Below are 15,946 nucleotides of genomic sequence, written 5' to 3'. Positions count from 1 at the left end.
CCACGGCCCGGCGGATCCGTTCAGGACCCGCCCGAGGGATCCACCGGGCCGGGGTCTCAAGGCTCCAGGAGCGCGTGCAGGGCGCTGGCGTGCGCCTCCTCCTCGGTGAGGAGCTCCTCCAGCAGCCGCTGCGTGGTGGGGTCGTGCTCCGCGAAGTAGGGGATGAGGTCGCGGTACGTCGCGATGGCGAGGCGCTCCGCCTCCAGGTTCTCGCGGAGCAGCTCCACCAGCGTGCGTCCCTCGTCGTCATGGGTGTCACCGCGGGGCATGAGTCCTCCAAGGTTGAAGTCCGGCCGGCCGCCCAGCTGCTGGATGCGCTCGGCGAGCCTCAGCGCGTGGTCCTGCTCCTCGCGCGCGTGCTGGCCGAACGCGGCCTTCACCGCCTGGTGATGAGGGCCATTCGCGCGGAGGGCGTGACGCGTGTATCGCCGCACGCAGACGACCTTGGTCGCGAGCGCGGCGTTGAGCAGCGTGAGGCGGACCGCCAGGTCATCCCCGGTGTCGTCACCAAGCGGCTGTGGATGCGGGTCGGCCATGGCATTGCCTCCGGACGGCTGCGTGTCGGGAAGCTGGGCGGCCCTGGCATGGCCGTCCATCCCTCCTGCCCCCGCGTGCCGGAAGCGCCGCGCCTGTCCGTCCCGCCCCGGGGCGCGAGCCCTCCGTGAACAGGGGCTCGCGGCGCTTCCGCCGACGCCTGCTTCCACGCTGGGCGCGGGCAGGGACGTTGCTCGCGAACATCCCTTGCGGCCTCCGGGGCGGAGCAGGGGGTTCAGGGTTAGTCTTCGCCAATGAGCTCGAGCCCATCCAGCCGGCCGTCCGTCGTCGTGGCGGAGCTGGGGCCCACGAACACCGGGAAGACCTACCGCGCCATCGAACGGATGCTCGAGCACGACTCAGGCATCATCGGCCTGCCGCTTCGCCTGCTTGCCCGGGAGGTCTACGACCGGGTGACCGCGAAGGTGGGCGAGGGCCGGGTCGCGCTGATGACGGGGGAGGAGAAGCGCATCCCGCCCCGGCCCGACTACTGGATCTGCACCGTGGAGGCGATGCCGACGGACCGGCCCGTGGACTTCCTCGCGGTGGATGAAATCCAGCTCGCCGCGCACCGGGAGCGCGGGCACGTCTTCACGGACCGGCTGCTCCACGCGCGTGGCCGGAAGGAGACCTGGTTCCTGGGCGCGGAAACGATGCGGCCCATGGTGCAGGCGCTCATCCCGCATGCGTCCCTGAAGCGCGCCACGCGCCTGTCGCAGCTGCGCTATTCCGGCCGACGCTCGCTGAAGAGCCTGCCGCCGCGCTCGGCGGTGGTCGCGTTCTCCGCGGACCGCGTGTACGAGCTGGCCGAGTCCCTGCGCCGCCTGAGGGGCGGGGTGGCGGTGGTGCTGGGCGCGCTGTCGCCCCGGACGCGCAACGCGCAGGTGGCGATGTATCAATCCGGCGAGGTCCAGTACCTCGTGGCCACGGATGCCATTGGCATGGGGTTGAACCTGGACCTCAACCACGTGGCCTTCGCGACGCTCAGCAAGTACGACGGCGCGGAGCAGCGCGACCTGTATCCGGACGAACTGGCGCAGATCGCCGGCCGCGCGGGGCGGCACCTCAACGACGGGAGCTTCGGCGCGCTGAACACGCTGCCGGAGCTTCCGCCGCGCATCGTCTCCGCCATCGAAACCCACCGCTTCCCGGCGGTGCGCAGCCTCATCTGGCGCAACTCCTCGCTGGACTTCACCAGCCCGGAGGCGCTGCTGGATTCCCTGTCGCGAGCGCCGCGCGACAACGCCTTCGTCCGGGTGGAGCGCGCGGACGACTTCGACGCGCTCAAGGGACTGTCGGCCGTGCCCGCCATCCGCGAGCTCACCACCGACAAGGCCTCCGTGGAGCTGCTGTGGCAGGTCTGCCAGGTGCCGGACTTCCGCAAGGGACTCTTCGGTCAGCACGTCGCCTTGCTGCGTGAGACGTTCCTCCAGCTGACGGCAGGGGATGGAAAGCTGGATCCCACCTGGCTGGGCCGGCAGGTGTCGCCATTGGACGACGCGTCCGGGGACATCCACACGTTGATGGACCGGCTCGCGGCCATCCGCATCTGGACGTACATCAGCCACCGTCCGGGCTGGCTGAATGACGCGGAGGACTGGCAGGAGCGCACGCGCCGCATCGAGGACGCGCTGGGGGACGCTCTGCATGAGCGGCTGGTGGAGCGCTTCGTGCAGCGGGCCGCGAGGAGGAGCGCGCGCCGCTTCGTGAGGGCCAGCGCGCAGTCGCAGGCCAGTTCGGACAGCCCGTTCGCGAAGCTGGGCCAATTGCTGACGGAGGTGCCGGGCGGCGAAGGCGCGCTGATGACGGAGGAGCAGTTCGTCCAGCGCGTGGTGGACGCGACGCATGACGCCTTCGAGGTGGACCCCCTGGGGCGCATCTCCTTCGAGTCGCAGCCGCTGGGCCGGCTGGTGCGGGGACGCGACCGGCGCTCCCCGCAGCTGGCGTTGGCGGAGCCGGAGGTGTGGACGGGCGGCGCGCGGCAGCGGCTGGAGCGGCGGCTGGTGGCGCTGGCCAGGGACCTGGTCACGGAGGCCATGGGAGGCTTTCCCGCGGAGTCCTTCACGGGCGAGAGCCGCGCACCGGCGATGCGAGGCGTGTCCTACCGGCTGGCGGAAGGACTGGGGATCATCTCCCAGGGCGAGGCGCACGAGCAGTGGCGGCTGTTGGACGAGGAGTCACGGGAGCGGCTGAAGGCGCAGGGTGTCCACGAGGGCCAGCGCTTCCTCTACGTCACCGGAGCCCTGTCGCCCCAGGCCCTGGAGCGGCGGGCCATGCTGACGGCGCTGTTCCAGAACGCCCCGTGCCCGCAGGGCATCCCCCAGGAGCCGGCGCTGAACGTCGCGGTGCTGGCGGGCCGCAACGCGCGGGCCTTCGGCTACGAGGTCATCGGGCCGGTGGCGCTGCGCATCGACATCGTGGAGCGCCTGGGGGAGGGGTTGCGCAATCCCCAGAGCGCCCGGCAGGCGCAAGCGCTCATGCAGCAACTGCGATTGGAAGGCAGTGTGCGCGCACAGGTGCTGCGGGCGTTGGGAGGACAGCCTCCGGGGGCCACGTCGAAGCGGCGGCGGCGCAGGCGGGGACGGAAACCGTCGGCGACGGCGCCAGACGCGAGTGGCGTTCGCGGGCGTGAGCCGGCAAGCTCGAGTCGGTTCAACGACCGCCCATGAAACGATTCCTCATTTTCGCCGGAAGCGTCATCGCGCTGCTCCTCGGAGTGTTTGTCCTGATCGTGGCCATGGAACCCGCTCACCACGGCGGCGGCTACGACGGTGGCTTCGCGATGGGGCTCGCCGTCATCGTCGTCACGGGCGCGATGGTGGCGGTGGGAGTCATCGCGGCAGGTGGGATGCTGATGTTCCTCCGGCACCTCTCCCAGGGCAGGGCTCCGAAGGGTCCTCCGGCGCCCTGAAGCCCCTCGCGAAGCGGCCCTGCCTCCTGCGAGCAGGCTGGCCGCCTGGGCGGCGGGGAGGCGACGAATCCACGCGGGTCCTGGCGGGTTTCGCCTACGCTGGCGTCGTCTCTCTCCCAGTTCGGTGGTCGTCCCATGAGCAGTGGTCGTGCCCTCTCGCCAGTCCTCCTCGTCGGTGCCGGAACGGGCGAAGCCACGTGCGGCATCCTCTACCTGGCCAGCTACCTGCGGCGCGGCGGGATTGAAGCCTTCGTGCGGCTGTGGGACGGCGACGAGAGCGCAGGGGAGGTGAAGGACTCCTTCGAGCGCCTCATCGCCCGCGTGCGCCCGAAGCTCATTGGCATCAGCCTGAAGTGGTTCCACCACGTGGACCGCGCGCTGCTCATCGCGCGGACGGTCCGGAAGATCGACCCGTCCATCCGCATCGTCGTGGGAGGCAACTCCGCGTCGTACTGGTGGAAGGAGCTGAGCGGCTACGACTGCATCGACCACGTCGTGCTGGGTGACGGAGAAGTCCCCCTGCTGGCGCTCTGCAATGGGGAGGAAGCCCCGCCCAACTGTGTGACGCGGACCCCGGACGGGCGCCCCCGCAGGCTGCCGCTGGCGTACGTGCAGCGCGCGACCAATACAGAAGACGTCTACTACTCGCACTTCAACGACATCTTCCTGAGCCAGCGGGACGCGCACTCCTTCTCCGGCTGGGTCGCGCCGGGCAAGGGCTGCGGTGAGAACTGCCTGTATTGCGGCGGGGCGCGCGGCAACCAGAAGGCGGACTTCGGCCGGGCGAAGCCGTTCCTGCGCTCCGAGGAGAACGTGCGCAGGGATCACCAGGAGATCGCCGGCCGGACGTGGCAGATGCGCTACGACTTCGCGGGCAGCACGGCGGAGTTCCTCGGGAGCACCTGGGCGGGCGTGGACCTGTCGCGCCACTGCTGCACGTATTTCCTCTGGGGCGTGCCGCGCGTGGAGCTGGTCGCGGCACTGGCGGCGACCTTCCAGCGCATCTACATGGTCATCGACATCGGCTGCTTCTCCGAACAGCAGCGGCTGGAGCAGATGTCCAAGGGCCTGCTCAAGCCGTGCGCGAAGGACGGCGAGCTGCTGGAGGTCATCGAGTCCGTGCGCCGCCATCCGAACGTGGACGTCGAAATCTCCGGCATCGGAGGCCTCCCGTTCACGAACAAGGCGCGGCTCGCGGAGGAGCTCCAGCTGGTGGAGCGCGTCATCGGGATGGACTGCGTGGTGGGCTACCAGCGGCTGGAGGCTCAGCCCGGGGCGCTCGTCACGGAGCACCCCGCGCGCTTCGACATGGTGACGGAGGCGAAGACGTTCGCGGAGTTCCTCGGCTACTTCGAGCGGCGCGAGCCCGGCGACGTGTCCGTGCCGATGATCCGCTTCAAGGACGCGGAGCTGGAAGCGGCGGTGCAGCGCAACTCGGACCGGGTGGACGAACTCGCCTGGAAGCACCGGGACGCAAGGAAGCGCGTCACGCTCAACGGGCGCACGCGGCTCAAGAACACCGCGCCCTCGACGGAGCGCTTCACCTTGGGGGACTGGCTGGGCAGTCACCGCGCGCCCGCGAAGCTGGCGAAGGAGCCGGTGACGGTCCTGCGCTCCGTGGACGGCATCACCCTGAGCTGCGCCCCGTCCGTCAGCCCGCGAAGGTTCAACGACCCCACGCTCACGCAAGGGGACGACGGCGCCATCCTCCTCGCCGCCCTGGATGCCTTCAAACAGCCCACCACCGTCTCCCAGGCGGTGACGTACCTGGGCGCCAAGGCCAGGCTGGATCCGCAGTCCGCCCATGACGTCATCGACCACCTGGTGGACGGCCGGTTCCTTCAGCCCACATAGGCGTGGAATAGCTTTAATTCGAGAATATGCTGACAGCTCCTCTTCTTGGAAGGAGCTGTCAGATGTTCAGGAATGCTTCCTTGTGGCTCACCGTGGCAGCCGGCCTGCTGGCGTCGGGGGCCGGCGCGGCGACGGTGACGAACTACCGGGGTGGCAACACGCCGGTGTACTCGCGCACCTCGTATGACTACGTGCCGAGCGTGATGAAGGACGGCGTCTACCGCATGTGGTGGTGCGGCGGCATCGCGGGCGACTACATCCTCTACGCCGAGGCGGACAGCTTGAGCGGCCCCTGGCACGCGCGAGGCTCCACGGCGGCCAACAGCTACAACACGGTGTTCCGGCCCACGGGGAACGCCGCGCAGTTCGACGGCATCCACGTCTGTGATCCGTCCGTCATCCGCGTCGACGCGACGTATTACATGTATTACGGCGGCTACGGCGACGGCACGGGCACCACGATGATTGGCGTGGCGTCCAGTCCGGACGGCCTCAACTGGACGCGCCTCAACGGCGGCAATCCCATCATCGTGCCCGCACGGGACTACCGCACGGTGTCCAACCCATACGGCGCGGGGCAGCCGAGCGTCACGTACGTGGATGGGAAGTTCTACCTCATCTTCACGGACTCCACGGGCTACGCGGTGGACGGCAATGGCGGAGGCCAGTTCGTGCTGCGCTCGTCGGACCCCACGTTCCAGACGGGCGTGGAGGAGCTGACGGCCACGGGCTTCGCGCCGAGGACGGCCGCGAACCACACGCGGCACTCGCTGATTGGCGCCTTCTCCGTGGACTGGCAGTACGTGGACACGAACGACACGTTCGCCATCGCGGTGGACGGAAGCACCTCCAGCGCGACGCGGGTGTTCCTCTTCAACCGCGAGCTGAGCCAGCAGGTGGATCAGTTCGACGTCGCGGGGACGTGGACGGAAGGGCCGGCCATCGTGTCGCGTCCGGACAAGCACGCCGTCGCGTCGTCCACGTGCGGCACGGTGCCGGTGGACATCCTGCGCTCGGTGGGCACGGGCGACGTGAACAGCTGGAACCTGGCGCGCAGTGGCGTGGACCTGCTGACGGGACGCTCGTGCGACCAGGTGCCGGTGGGACGCGTCTACGAGGGCTCTCTCATCCAGAGCGCCGGGCTGCCGCTCACGCTGGTGCGGAACGCGACGCGGCTCCAGTTCGCGCTGGCCGCGCCCGCGCAGGTCCTGTCACGCAACGCGATTGCCGTCTCGGCCGACATCTTCCACCGCATCCCGTATGGGGCTTCGATGCACTCGGGAGCGGCCGTCTACGGCGCGGCGGGGCGCCCCGCCGCGTTCTACCTGGATGACGGACGGCTGTGGCCGGTGAGCTGCCTGGAGGCCATCACGCACAACAACTCGTCCATCGCGTCCATGAGCGTGAGCCAGTGGGACAGCATCGCTAAGGGCCCTAGCCTTCACTGCGTGAAGTAGCCGCGTGCGCCTCCACCTTCCGCCACACGCGGAAGACATTGCCGGAGGCGATCTTCTCGATGTCCGTCTCGCTGTACCCGCGCTCCAGCAGCACGCGGAACAGGTTCGGGTACTGCGAGACGTCCTTGAGGCCCGTGGGCAGGGTGGGCCCGACGCCGTCGAAGTCGGAGCCCAGCCCCACGTGGTCGATGCCCGCGAGCCTCACCACGTGGTCGATGTGGTTCGCCACGTCCTCCACCCGGGCCAACGGGGCCGGGTGTTCGCGCAGGTAGGTTTCGATGAAGGCCTTCATCTCCGGGCGGTCCTTCGTCAGGCCATGCTCTTTCGCATAGGCCTGGAACACCGTGTCGACCTGCCGGCTGTAGTCCTGCGCCTCCGGGATGAGGAACGAGGAGCCGAAGTTGATCATCACCACGCCGCCCTTCGCGGCGATGACGCGAATGAGCTCATCCGGCAGGTTGCGCGGAAACCCGGGCGTGAACTGGCGGCAGGACGAGTGCGACGCGATCACCGGCATCTGGCTCAAGTCCACCGCCTGCCGGATGGCGTCGTCGGACAGGTGTGAGACGTCCACCATGATGCCCACCCGGTTCATCTCCGCGACCACCTGCTTGCCAAAGGGGCTGAGCCCATTCCAGGTGCCGTGCCCCTGGCTGGCGGCGGAATCGCTGATGAGGTTGTCCTCGGTGTGCGTGAGGGTGATGTAGCGCACGCCGCGCTGCTGGAAGTGGCGGAGGTTCTCCAGCCGGTCCTCGATGGCCGCGCCGTTCTCGATGCCCAGCGCGAAGGAGACCTTGCCCGCCTGGGAGTTCTGCTCGGCCGCCTGGACGGAAGGGGCCATGGCGAACTTGTCGGGAGCGCCGCGTGCCACCTTCTCCATCATGTCGATGAGCGAGTCCGCGAGCACCTTCGCCCCGCCGGTCTTCTGGAGCTCCGCGGGGATGTAGATGGACATGAAGGCCACGTCGAACCCGCCCTCCACGGCGCGCGGGTGGTCGAAGTCACCTCCGGTGGTGCGCTGGGAGATGTCCTCGGTGGGCGCCCCGTTGGGCCCCAGCGCCTCATGGAGGCGGTAGGGCACGTCCACGTGGCCATCCGCGATGATGACGCGCCGGGCGAGCTGACGGGCCCGTTCCGCGGGATCCACCGGAGCCGGAGGCGCCTGCACGTTCGTGCCATGGGTGCAGGCCGGGGCTGCGAGCAACACGAGGCTGAGGAGCGCGGAGGTCGGTCTCATGGCCGACCTCTTACCCAGGACCGGGCCCCTCCGTCACCGGTGTCGGTGGGCGCCTTCGGAGTGCCCACCCTCGGCCTGCGCACTCGGCGGATGTCCCGTGGGCGGCGTCATCGGCTTCGCGAGCGGCACGGGTTGCCCCGTGGCACGCGCGACCACCTCGGGCTCCGGCCCCCGGTTCCAGTGCCCCTCGCTGGCCACCACGTGCTCGCCCACGGGCTGCGTCTGGCGCATCAGCTCCTGGACCCGCGAGGCTGGGAGGCGATGCGTGCCCACGTCGGGCCGCACGAAGTCGTTCGCCCCCACGAAGGTCCAGCTCAGCCCGGTGCTGATGCCCGGAGGCGAGAGCGGCTGCCAACCCACGAAGCCATTCCCCCACCGCCAGTCCACCCACGCGGGTGCCCACTCACTGTCAGGCCACCACACCCAGCCGGCCGACGGCGTGCTGAACCACCGGCCGTAGTGGAACGGCGCCCAACCCCAGTCCCAGTCACTCTCGAAGGTCCATCCCCAATCGCTGGACACCCACTGGCCACCGGTGGAGTAGGGGACGAAGTCCGCGCCCACGACGTTCGGATCCGGCCGCCAGACCCAGCCGGCGTCCGGCAGGTCCAGCCAGGTGCCATGGGGAGCCAGCACCTGCCGGAACTGCGACATGTGATTGTCCATGGGCGCCGAGTCCGACGTCACCTGCGGCCCGAATTCGTCCGGGCCCATGGCGCAGCCGCTGGCTGCCAGGATGGCGATGACGGCGGCGCCGCCGGTCCGAGACCAGCCCATGGCCGGTTTCCTTTCGTGGGGGTTCCTGTCCTGGAAGGTGCGGATGACTTCACGCAACTTCACGAGCCGGGCGCGGGAGGAGGGGCGTATGAACGCCTGAACGGAGGTTCCAATGGCATCCGCGAAGGCCATGCTGGGAAGCATGCTGGGCCGCTTCCTCTTCACCGAAGCCCGCGTCACCCAAGTGCGAGAGGTGTCCCGCGCATTCCGACAAATTGACTGCGAGGGGCCCGCGTTGCGAGGGCAGGGATGGACCCCCGGCGACAAGGTGCAGGTGTTCCTGCCAGGGCTGGGCATGCGCACGTACACGCCGCTGTCCTGGGACGAAACGCGCGGGGCCACGGCCTTCCTGGTGTACCTGCACGGTGACAGCCCGGGAGCGAAGTGGGGCCGCGACGTGCGGGTCGGGGACACGGTCCAGTTCTTCGGGCCCCGGCGCTCGTTGGCACTGGAGGCCGGCGATGCGCCGGTGGTGCTCTTCGGTGACGAGACGTCCTTCGCGGTGGCGCACGCGTTCCGCACCGCGGCGAAGCGCGACGTCACGCCCCTCTTCGAGGTGACCCGCCGCGAGGACTGCGCGCCCGCGCTGCGCGAATTGGGCTTCGAGGGCCACGACGTCGAGCGCACGGCCGGGGACGCGCACCTGACCCAGGTCCACGAACGGCTGCGTGAAGCCCTGCGCGCGAAGCCCGGCGCGACGCTGGTGATGACGGGCCGGGCGCAGTCCATCCAGGCCCTGCGCTCACGGCTGCGCGGCGACGGCGAACATGCCACGCCCAAGGTGAAGGCCTACTGGGCGGTGGGCAAGATGGGGCTCGACTGATTCAGGCCGGCGCGAACGGGAGGCCGCGCAGGAAGTCGTCGCGGTCCCGCGAGACGCCCGCCGGGCGGCGCTTGGACTTCTGCCGCAGGAAGCGCGACGCGTCCTGGCGGCGGTAGCAGGTGAGGAGCCGGTCCTCGTCGTTGAGGATGAGGATCCACCCGCGCGCCTGCCGGGCCAGCGACGAGTCGCGAAGGGCCACGGGCAGGTCGCGCTCGTGCACGGTGACGTGGGTGGCGCCGCAAGCGCGGGCGGGAGTGCCGAACTCGAGGATGAACGCGATGACCTCCTCGCGCAGCCTCCAGCGGGCGCACTGCTCGACGAAGAGGCGGGTGAGGGAGAACACGGACGACGCGGGGCTCTGGCGCATGGCGGGCAATCTCCTTGCGTGCTTCCCAATACACACGGCGTTCCAACCGCCCGCGCACGCGATTCCGCGCACTTGCGCGAAGCCCCGGGGCCCCTCGAAAGACATTCCGTCAATCCCGCCCACGGCCTGTGTCACCCAGGCACGGCGTGCGACGATGCCTTCACGAGGGCTGCCGTCCCCCACGCGGCGTGACGGCGCGGTCCACTCTCAGACTGAACCCGTTCTGAAGAAAACCTTCACAGGCCATGCGGCATTTTGACAGGCTCGCGGTGGGCTGGACCGGGGCAGCATGGCCCGTCTGGCCTCGCGGCGCTGTGCGCAGGGCCGGATGACCTCTGGCCGAAGGGATGGACGGGGCACGATGAGACTTCGCTCGAAGGCACTGGGAGCCGTGCTGGGCGCGGGGGCGGCGGGGCTGTCGCTGTCGCTCCTCTTCGGCGCGGGGTGTGGAGGCCGTGCGATGCATGTCGCCGCGGTGCCTCCACCCGAAAATCCGCAGGTGCTCCGGCCGCCGGAGGCCTTCGCGGGCATTGGCGACAAGAAGGAGCGCTCGCGCGCGCTGTTCCTGGAGGCGAGCCGGGTCATGTTGCATCCGCGCTGCGTCAACTGCCACCCCGTGGGTGACAGCCCCCTGCAGGGCATGAACAGCCAGCTCCATGATCCGCCGGTGGCCCGGGGCCCCGAGGACCAGGGCGTGCCCGGCCTGGAGTGCACCTCCTGCCACCAGGACCGCAACGCGCAGCTGGCGCGGGTCCCGGGGGCGCCCAACTGGCACCTGGCGCCCAAGGTGATGTTCTGGGAGGGGCGCACGCCGCGCTCGCTGTGCGAACAGCTGAAGGACCCGGCGCGCAACGGCGGCAAGAGCCTGGCGGAGATCATCGAGCACTCCGCGCATGACGAGCTGGTGGGCTGGGGCTGGAAGCCGGGCGCGGACCGGGTGCCGGCGCCGGGGACGCAGGCGGAGTTCGGGGCCCTGGTGGCCGCGTGGGTGAAGGACGGCGCGGAGTGCCCGCGCGAGGAGAGCCGACCGTGAGCATCCGTCTGCGAGTGAATGGAACCGAGCACGTGCTGGACGTGGATCCGGAGATGCCGCTGCTCTGGGCGCTGCGCGACGTGCTGACGTTGACGGGCACGAAGTACGGCTGCGGCCAGGCGCTCTGCGGCGCGTGCGTGGTGCACATCGACGGCGCGGCGGTGCGCTCGTGCGTGACGCCGGTGCGCCGCGCGGATGGCCGCGAGGTGATGACCATTGAAGGCCTGTCGCCGGACGGCTCGCACCCGTTGCAGAAGGCCTGGGTGGACCTGGCGGTGCCGCAGTGTGGCTTCTGTCAGGCGGGGCAGATCATGACGGCGGCGGCGCTGCTGGCGAAGAAGCCGAAGCCCACCGACGCGGAGATCGATCAATCGCTGGCGGGCAACCTCTGCCGCTGCGGGACGTACACGCGCATCCGCACCGCCGTGAAGAAGGCGGCGGGACTGCCGACGGAGTGAGGACCCCGACCATGCAAGACACGCGCATCCGTCTGTCGCGCCGCTCCGTGCTCGCGGGAATGGGCCTCGTGGCCGGGGGCCTGGGGCTGGAGGTGATGCTTCCCGCCAGGGCGCACGCCGCGCCCATGCCCACGTCGCTGCCCGCGGTGCCCACGGAGGGCCTGCGGGCGAACGTCTTCGTGCACGTGGCGCCGGACGGCGTGGTGACCATCGTCTGCCATCGCTCGGAGATGGGGCAGGGCGTGCGCAGCTCGCTGCCGGTGCTCATCGCGGACGAGCTGGGCGCGGACATGGCCCACGTGAAGGTGGTCCAGGGCGACGGCGACGAGGCCTACGGCGACCAGAACACGGACGGCTCCAGCAGCGTGCGGAAGATCTTCGACGACCTGCGCTACGCGGGCGCGACGGCGCGCACCATGCTGGTGGCGGTGGCCGCGAAGCGCTGGAAGGTGGCGCCCACGGAGTGCGAGGCGCGCGACCACGCGGTGTTCCACAAGGGCACGCAGCGGGCGCTCAAGTTCGGCGACCTGGCCAGTGACGCCGCGAAGCTCAAGGTCCCCAAGAAGGACGCGGTCACGCTCCGGCCGCGCAGCGAGCTCAAGAACCTGGGCAAGGAGCTGCCGCTCCTGGACGGACCGGACATCGTGACGGGCCGGGCGGTGTTCGGCGCGGACGTGGTGCTGCCCGGGATGCGCACGGCGGTCATCGCGCGTCCGCCGGTGGCGGGAGGCCGGGTGGCCCGCTACGACGCGGCGAAGACGCTGGCGGTGCCGGGCGTGCGGCAGGTGGTGGAGCTGCCGGCGGCGAAGAAGCCCTTCCTGTTCCAGCCGCTGGGAGGCGTGGCGGTGGTGGCGGACAACACGTGGGCGGCCATGAAGGGCCGCGCGGTGCTGGACGTGGAGTGGGAGGGCGGGGACAACGCCGTCTACGACTCGGCGGCCTACCGCGAGCAGCTGCTGGAGGTGATTGGCAAGCCGGGCAAGGTGGTGCGCAACGTCGGCGACGCGGAAGGCGCGTTGGCGAAGGCGGCGAAGCGGGTGCAGGCCACGTACAACACGCCGCACCTGGCGCACGCGCCCATGGAGCCGCCCGCGGCGGTGGCGAAGGTGGAGAACGGCACCTGCGAGGTGTGGGCCACGACGCAGAACCCTCAGGCCGCGCGCAGCGAGGTGGCGAAGGCGCTGGGCATCGACCCGTCGAAGGTGACGGTGCACGTGACGCTGCTGGGCGGCGGGTTCGGCCGCAAGTCGAAGCCGGACTACGTGGTGGAGGCGGCGCTCGTCGCGAAGGCGGTGGGCGCTCCGGTGCGCTTGCAGTGGACGCGCGAGGACGACGTGCGCCACGACTACTACCACTCCACGAGCGCGCAGCGGCTGGAGGCGGGCCTCGACGCGAACGGCAAGGTGGTGGCGTGGCACCAGCGCATCGCGTTCCCGCCCATCGGCTCCACGTTCGCGGACACGACGTTCGCGGGCGAAGGGGAGATGGGGCAGGGCATCGTGGACCTGCCGCTGGCCATCCCCGACATCCGCATGGAGAACTGCGAGGCGCGAGCGCACACGCGCATCGGCTGGCTGCGCTCCGTGGCGAACATCTACCACGCGTTCGCGGTGCAGAGCTTCATCGACGAGCTGGCGCACGCGCGCGGCACGGATCCGCGCGACACATTGCTGGAGGTGCTGGGGCCCTCGCGCATCGTGACGCCCAAGGACCTGGGCGTGGCGAAGGTGCCGAACTACGGCCAATTGATTGAAGAGCACCCGGTGGACACGGCGCGGCTGCGGCGCGTGATTGAGCGGGTGACAGGCCTGGCGCGCTGGGACGAGCGCAAGCAGCAGGGCAGGGCGCTGGGGCTGGCGGCGCATCGCAGCTTCCTGTCGTACGTGGCGGTGGTGGTGTCGGTGGTGAAGGACGCGGACGAGCGCATCCGGGTGGACGAGGCGTGGATCGTCGCGGACGCGGGCACCATCGTGAACATGGAGCGCGTCCGGGCGCAGATGGAGGGCGCGGTGGTGTTCGGCCTGAGCCTGGGGCTCTACGGCGCCATCACGATGAAGGACGGCGCCGTGGTGGAGAGCAACTTCCGCGACTACCGCCTGGCGCGCATCGCGGAGACGCCCCGGAAGATCCACGTGGACATCATCCCCAGCGACGGCCGTCCGGGAGGCATTGGAGAGCCCGGAGTGCCCCCCGTGGCCCCGGCCCTGGCCAACGCCGTGTTCGCGCTCACTGGGACACGCGTGCGCGAACTGCCGCTGGTGAAGACCGTGAAGGTGTGAGGAGCCGCGGCTGGGGAGCCACACCTGCCCCGGCCCGGCGGTTGCAATTCCGGAGGGCATGCGAATGCCCCTGCTCGCCGTTGCCCTGATGTGCGCCGCGCCCGTGGCCGCCGAGCCGCAATCCGCCGGAGGAAGCCAGGGTCCGTCCCTGCTGGTGGCCCAGCTGGGCGGCGGCGACAACGTCGGGCTGATGCTCATGCCCGTGCTCCAGTTCCAGCAGGGACGGTGGCAATCCCTCACGACGGAAGCCGCGATGCGGTTGATGGGGCCCGCGACCTGGTCCTCCTTCGCGCTCTGGGATGCGCAGGCGGACGGGAGGCCCACGCCGCTGCGGACGGCCACGACCGTGAAGCCCTTCAAGGTCCTCTGGGGGGATGCCTATCCGGGCTTCCTGCTCCATGAGCGGCCCTCGACACAGGTGTCGTTGGCGGTCACGCTGGAGCCGAAGGACGCACGGGCCCGTGCCTTCCTCTCGCCGCCCTCCGAGCCGCTTCGCGACGCGCTGAAGCGCAAGGTCCTCAAGGCCTTTCCCTCGCTGGAGGAAATGGGCCAGCAGCTGGTGACGCAGCCCGAAACGCGCTGCGCGGGTGCGGGCGCCTGGAAGGAAGAGGCCCTTGCGTCGGAGGAACTCGACGAAGCGCAGGAGCAGTTCGTGGGTTGCGCGCGAGGCACGAAGGCACTGCCACTCGTGTGCAGCGTCCGCCTCACCCGCCGGATGGTGTCGACGAAGGCCCCATGCCGGGCGGTCGTCTGGGTCGACGCGTGGCTGGTGGGCACGCCGGAGCGCTTCGAGGTGGTTCGAAGCGAACGCGGTGTGTACGAGCACGAAGACGGAACCGGTATCTCGGGCAATCGGGCATTGATGCTGCTGGAACTGGAGGGCCGGCTCTTCGCGCTGACACGGCCCCTCTGCTTCGAGGGCTGCACTCAACTGTCCGTGGTGGAGGTGAAGGCCCAAGGCATCCAATCCCTGGTCACCGGGCCGGTGGTTCCCGACGAGTTCTGAGGGGCAATCACGGCACCCACAGGGCGCCATCCGAGAGAGGAACCTCCGAACCGCCGCCTCCCATCCCGCCCCAGATGAAGAGGGCGTCCCCGGTCCAAACGCCCACCTGTCCCGAGCGCGCGGAAGGAGCACCTTCGGTGCGCAGCGGGGTCCACGTGTCCGTGGCGGGGTCGTAGGCCGCGCCGTCCGAGCAGGCGCCACCGGAGCCACACTTCGACGAGGCGCCACCCCAGACGAGCATCTTCGTCCCGGTCCACACCGCGGAATGGCCGGTGCGGGGGGAGGGCGCGTCCTTGTCGGACAGGGGCGACCAGGTATCGAGCAGCGGGTCATACGCGGCGCCTCCTTCGCAGTAGCGCGGCGAGTCCCGCCCGTCGCTGCCACAGCCCAGCCCGCCCCAGACGAGCATCTTCGTCCCGGTCCACACCGCCGTGTGCGCCCACCGGGCCTGGGGAGCGCCCGCGGAAGACAGCGGGCGCCAGGAGTCCGTCTCGGGGGAGTACGCCGCGCCATCGCTCAGCGCCACGTCCACGGAGGCTCCGCCACTGCCGCCCCAGACCATCAGCGCCTGCCCCGTCCACACCGTGGAGTGGTAGCGGCGGGCCACGGGTGCCCCGGCGCCGGACATGGGCGTCCAGGCACCGGCCTCCATGTCGTACCGGGCTCCATCGCCCAGCACGCGCGCCTGCTGGGGCTCCTCACCGCCCCACACCAGCATCCACCGCCCTGTCCATGCCGCCGAGTGCCAGCCGCGAGCGGAGGGCGCGCCTTGGGCCGAAAGCGCGCTCCAGGAGTCGGTGGACGGTGCGTAGGCCGCTCCGTCGCCACAAGGCGTCTGGGGCCGCTCACCGCAGCCGACGCCGCCCCAGACGAGCATCCGCTGGCCGGTCCACACCGCCGTGTGCAGGGTGCGCGCGGCGGGAGCCCCCTGGGACGACAGGGGCGTCCAGGTGCGCGATGCCACGTCGAACCGGGCCCCATCCGCGCAGACCCCGTTGACGGTGCAGCCGCCCAGTCCGCCCCAGAGCAGGACGTCCTGGCCGTCGAACACCGTCGCCACCTGGAGCCCCGCGCCAGGGCCTGCGCCCGTGGGCAGGAGCTCCCAGGTGCCCTGTTCCTCCACCCCGGTCTTCCGCGGACTCGAGCAGCAGACCAGGGAGAGGAGGAACAGGCCCGGCATCAGGCGCATCCGAAACGGCTTCACTGCGTC

General features: G+C 70.4%; 14 protein-coding genes. 9 read left to right on the top strand and 5 right to left on the bottom strand.

Features of this window, described 5'->3' with window-relative positions; translation table 11 throughout:
* Nucleotides 1-56: 56 nt before the first annotated feature.
* Nucleotides 57-536, bottom strand: coding sequence for a ferritin-like domain-containing protein (locus D7W81_RS01940; RefSeq protein WP_120553610.1), 480 nt, complete (start codon nucleotides 534-536; stop codon nucleotides 57-59).
* A gap of 252 nt (nucleotides 537-788) precedes the next feature.
* Here D7W81_RS01940 and D7W81_RS01935 point away from each other — a divergent pair, with 252 nt between their 5' ends.
* The 4 genes from D7W81_RS01935 to D7W81_RS01920 all read left to right on the top strand — a co-directional run bounded on the left by D7W81_RS01935 (nucleotide 789) and on the right by D7W81_RS01920 (nucleotide 6,756).
* On the top strand, nucleotides 789-3,203 hold the full coding sequence (locus D7W81_RS01935; protein ID WP_120553588.1) for a helicase-related protein: 2,415 nt from the start codon (nucleotides 789-791) through the stop codon (nucleotides 3,201-3,203).
* A 68-nt stretch (nucleotides 3,204-3,271) separates the two neighbouring features.
* On the top strand, nucleotides 3,272-3,445 hold the full coding sequence (locus D7W81_RS42210) for a hypothetical protein (protein ID WP_158621397.1): 174 nt from the start codon (nucleotides 3,272-3,274) through the stop codon (nucleotides 3,443-3,445).
* 135 nt (nucleotides 3,446-3,580) lie between these two features.
* Nucleotides 3,581-5,299 carry a B12-binding domain-containing radical SAM protein gene (locus D7W81_RS01925; protein ID WP_120553586.1) on the top strand — a complete coding sequence of 573 codons (1,719 nt, stop codon included), beginning with the start codon at nucleotides 3,581-3,583 and terminating at the stop codon, nucleotides 5,297-5,299.
* Between the two features lie 62 nt (nucleotides 5,300-5,361).
* Nucleotides 5,362-6,756, top strand: a complete 1,395-nt coding sequence (locus D7W81_RS01920) for a glycoside hydrolase family protein (RefSeq protein WP_120553585.1) — start codon at nucleotides 5,362-5,364, stop codon at nucleotides 6,754-6,756.
* On the opposite strand, the gene D7W81_RS01915 is transcribed toward D7W81_RS01920, so the two are convergent.
* Both D7W81_RS01915 and D7W81_RS01910 read right to left on the bottom strand, forming a co-directional pair.
* Entirely contained in the window at nucleotides 6,734-7,993 is a 1,260-nt protein-coding gene (locus D7W81_RS01915; RefSeq protein ID WP_120553584.1) for a dipeptidase, read from the bottom strand. The two genes, D7W81_RS01920 and D7W81_RS01915, sit on opposite strands and share 23 nt — an antisense overlap.
* 33 nt (nucleotides 7,994-8,026) lie before the next feature.
* Complete coding sequence (locus tag D7W81_RS01910; protein WP_120553583.1) at nucleotides 8,027-8,770, bottom strand: DUF6600 domain-containing protein; 744 nt, start codon at nucleotides 8,768-8,770, stop codon at nucleotides 8,027-8,029.
* Between the two features lie 112 nt (nucleotides 8,771-8,882).
* Between D7W81_RS01910 and D7W81_RS01905 the strand changes: the two genes are divergently transcribed.
* Nucleotides 8,883-9,593 carry a siderophore-interacting protein gene (locus D7W81_RS01905; RefSeq protein WP_120553582.1) on the top strand — a complete coding sequence of 237 codons (711 nt, stop codon included), beginning with the start codon at nucleotides 8,883-8,885 and terminating at the stop codon, nucleotides 9,591-9,593.
* Between the two features lies 1 nt (nucleotide 9,594).
* Here D7W81_RS01905 and D7W81_RS01900 read toward each other — a convergent pair whose 3' ends face one another.
* The gene (locus D7W81_RS01900) at nucleotides 9,595-9,960 is read right to left on the bottom strand and encodes a hypothetical protein (RefSeq protein WP_120553581.1); all 366 of its coding nucleotides are present in this window, start codon (nucleotides 9,958-9,960) and stop codon (nucleotides 9,595-9,597) included.
* 361 nt (nucleotides 9,961-10,321) lie between these two features.
* Between D7W81_RS01900 and D7W81_RS01895 the strand changes: the two genes are divergently transcribed.
* The 4 genes from D7W81_RS01895 to D7W81_RS01880 are packed head-to-tail and all read left to right on the top strand — an operon-like array spanning nucleotide 10,322 to nucleotide 14,736.
* Nucleotides 10,322-10,993 carry an Isoquinoline 1-oxidoreductase subunit gene (locus tag D7W81_RS01895; RefSeq protein WP_120553580.1) on the top strand — a complete coding sequence of 224 codons (672 nt, stop codon included), beginning with the start codon at nucleotides 10,322-10,324 and terminating at the stop codon, nucleotides 10,991-10,993.
* Entirely contained in the window at nucleotides 10,990-11,451 is a 462-nt protein-coding gene (locus D7W81_RS01890) for a (2Fe-2S)-binding protein (protein ID WP_120553579.1), read from the top strand. The genes D7W81_RS01895 and D7W81_RS01890 overlap by 4 nt, the downstream gene beginning before the upstream one ends.
* An 11-nt stretch (nucleotides 11,452-11,462) precedes the next feature.
* Entirely contained in the window at nucleotides 11,463-13,730 is a 2,268-nt protein-coding gene (locus tag D7W81_RS01885) for a xanthine dehydrogenase family protein molybdopterin-binding subunit (protein WP_120553578.1), read from the top strand.
* A gap of 58 nt (nucleotides 13,731-13,788) precedes the next feature.
* Nucleotides 13,789-14,736 (top strand): hypothetical protein, encoded by a 948-nt coding sequence (locus D7W81_RS01880; protein WP_147445317.1) that lies wholly within the window; start codon nucleotides 13,789-13,791, stop codon nucleotides 14,734-14,736.
* A gap of 7 nt (nucleotides 14,737-14,743) precedes the next feature.
* On the opposite strand, the gene D7W81_RS01875 is transcribed toward D7W81_RS01880, so the two are convergent.
* Nucleotides 14,744-15,925, bottom strand: coding sequence for a Kelch repeat-containing protein (locus D7W81_RS01875; protein ID WP_158621395.1), 1,182 nt, complete (start codon nucleotides 15,923-15,925; stop codon nucleotides 14,744-14,746).
* Between the last annotated feature and the right edge of the window lie 21 nt (nucleotides 15,926-15,946).

It is taken from the genome of Corallococcus aberystwythensis, assembly GCF_003612165.1.
In the GTDB taxonomy this organism is placed as follows: Bacteria; Myxococcota; Myxococcia; order Myxococcales; family Myxococcaceae; genus Corallococcus; species Corallococcus aberystwythensis.
The sequence above is the reverse complement of the archived record's forward strand: the minus strand, read 5'-3'. Positions and strand labels throughout refer to the sequence as shown.

Excerpts from the sequence above, each read along its gene's own strand:
- D7W81_RS01940 (WP_120553610.1), bottom strand. The coding sequence starts at position 536 with ATGGCCGACCCGCATCCACAGCCGCTTGGTGACGACACCGGGGATGAC.
- D7W81_RS01935 (WP_120553588.1), top strand. The coding sequence starts at position 789 with ATGAGCTCGAGCCCATCCAGCCGGCCGTCCGTCGTCGTGGCGGAGCTG.
- D7W81_RS42210 (WP_158621397.1), top strand. The coding sequence starts at position 3,272 with ATGGAACCCGCTCACCACGGCGGCGGCTACGACGGTGGCTTCGCGATG.
- D7W81_RS01925 (WP_120553586.1), top strand. The coding sequence starts at position 3,581 with ATGAGCAGTGGTCGTGCCCTCTCGCCAGTCCTCCTCGTCGGTGCCGGA.
- D7W81_RS01920 (WP_120553585.1), top strand. The coding sequence starts at position 5,362 with ATGTTCAGGAATGCTTCCTTGTGGCTCACCGTGGCAGCCGGCCTGCTG.
- D7W81_RS01915 (WP_120553584.1), bottom strand. The coding sequence starts at position 7,993 with ATGAGACCGACCTCCGCGCTCCTCAGCCTCGTGTTGCTCGCAGCCCCG.
- D7W81_RS01910 (WP_120553583.1), bottom strand. The coding sequence starts at position 8,770 with ATGGGCTGGTCTCGGACCGGCGGCGCCGCCGTCATCGCCATCCTGGCA.
- D7W81_RS01905 (WP_120553582.1), top strand. The coding sequence starts at position 8,883 with ATGGCATCCGCGAAGGCCATGCTGGGAAGCATGCTGGGCCGCTTCCTC.
- D7W81_RS01900 (WP_120553581.1), bottom strand. The coding sequence starts at position 9,960 with ATGCGCCAGAGCCCCGCGTCGTCCGTGTTCTCCCTCACCCGCCTCTTC.
- D7W81_RS01895 (WP_120553580.1), top strand. The coding sequence starts at position 10,322 with ATGAGACTTCGCTCGAAGGCACTGGGAGCCGTGCTGGGCGCGGGGGCG.
- D7W81_RS01885 (WP_120553578.1), top strand. The coding sequence starts at position 11,463 with ATGCAAGACACGCGCATCCGTCTGTCGCGCCGCTCCGTGCTCGCGGGA.
- D7W81_RS01880 (WP_147445317.1), top strand. The coding sequence starts at position 13,789 with ATGCGAATGCCCCTGCTCGCCGTTGCCCTGATGTGCGCCGCGCCCGTG.
- D7W81_RS01875 (WP_158621395.1), bottom strand. The coding sequence starts at position 15,925 with ATGCGCCTGATGCCGGGCCTGTTCCTCCTCTCCCTGGTCTGCTGCTCG.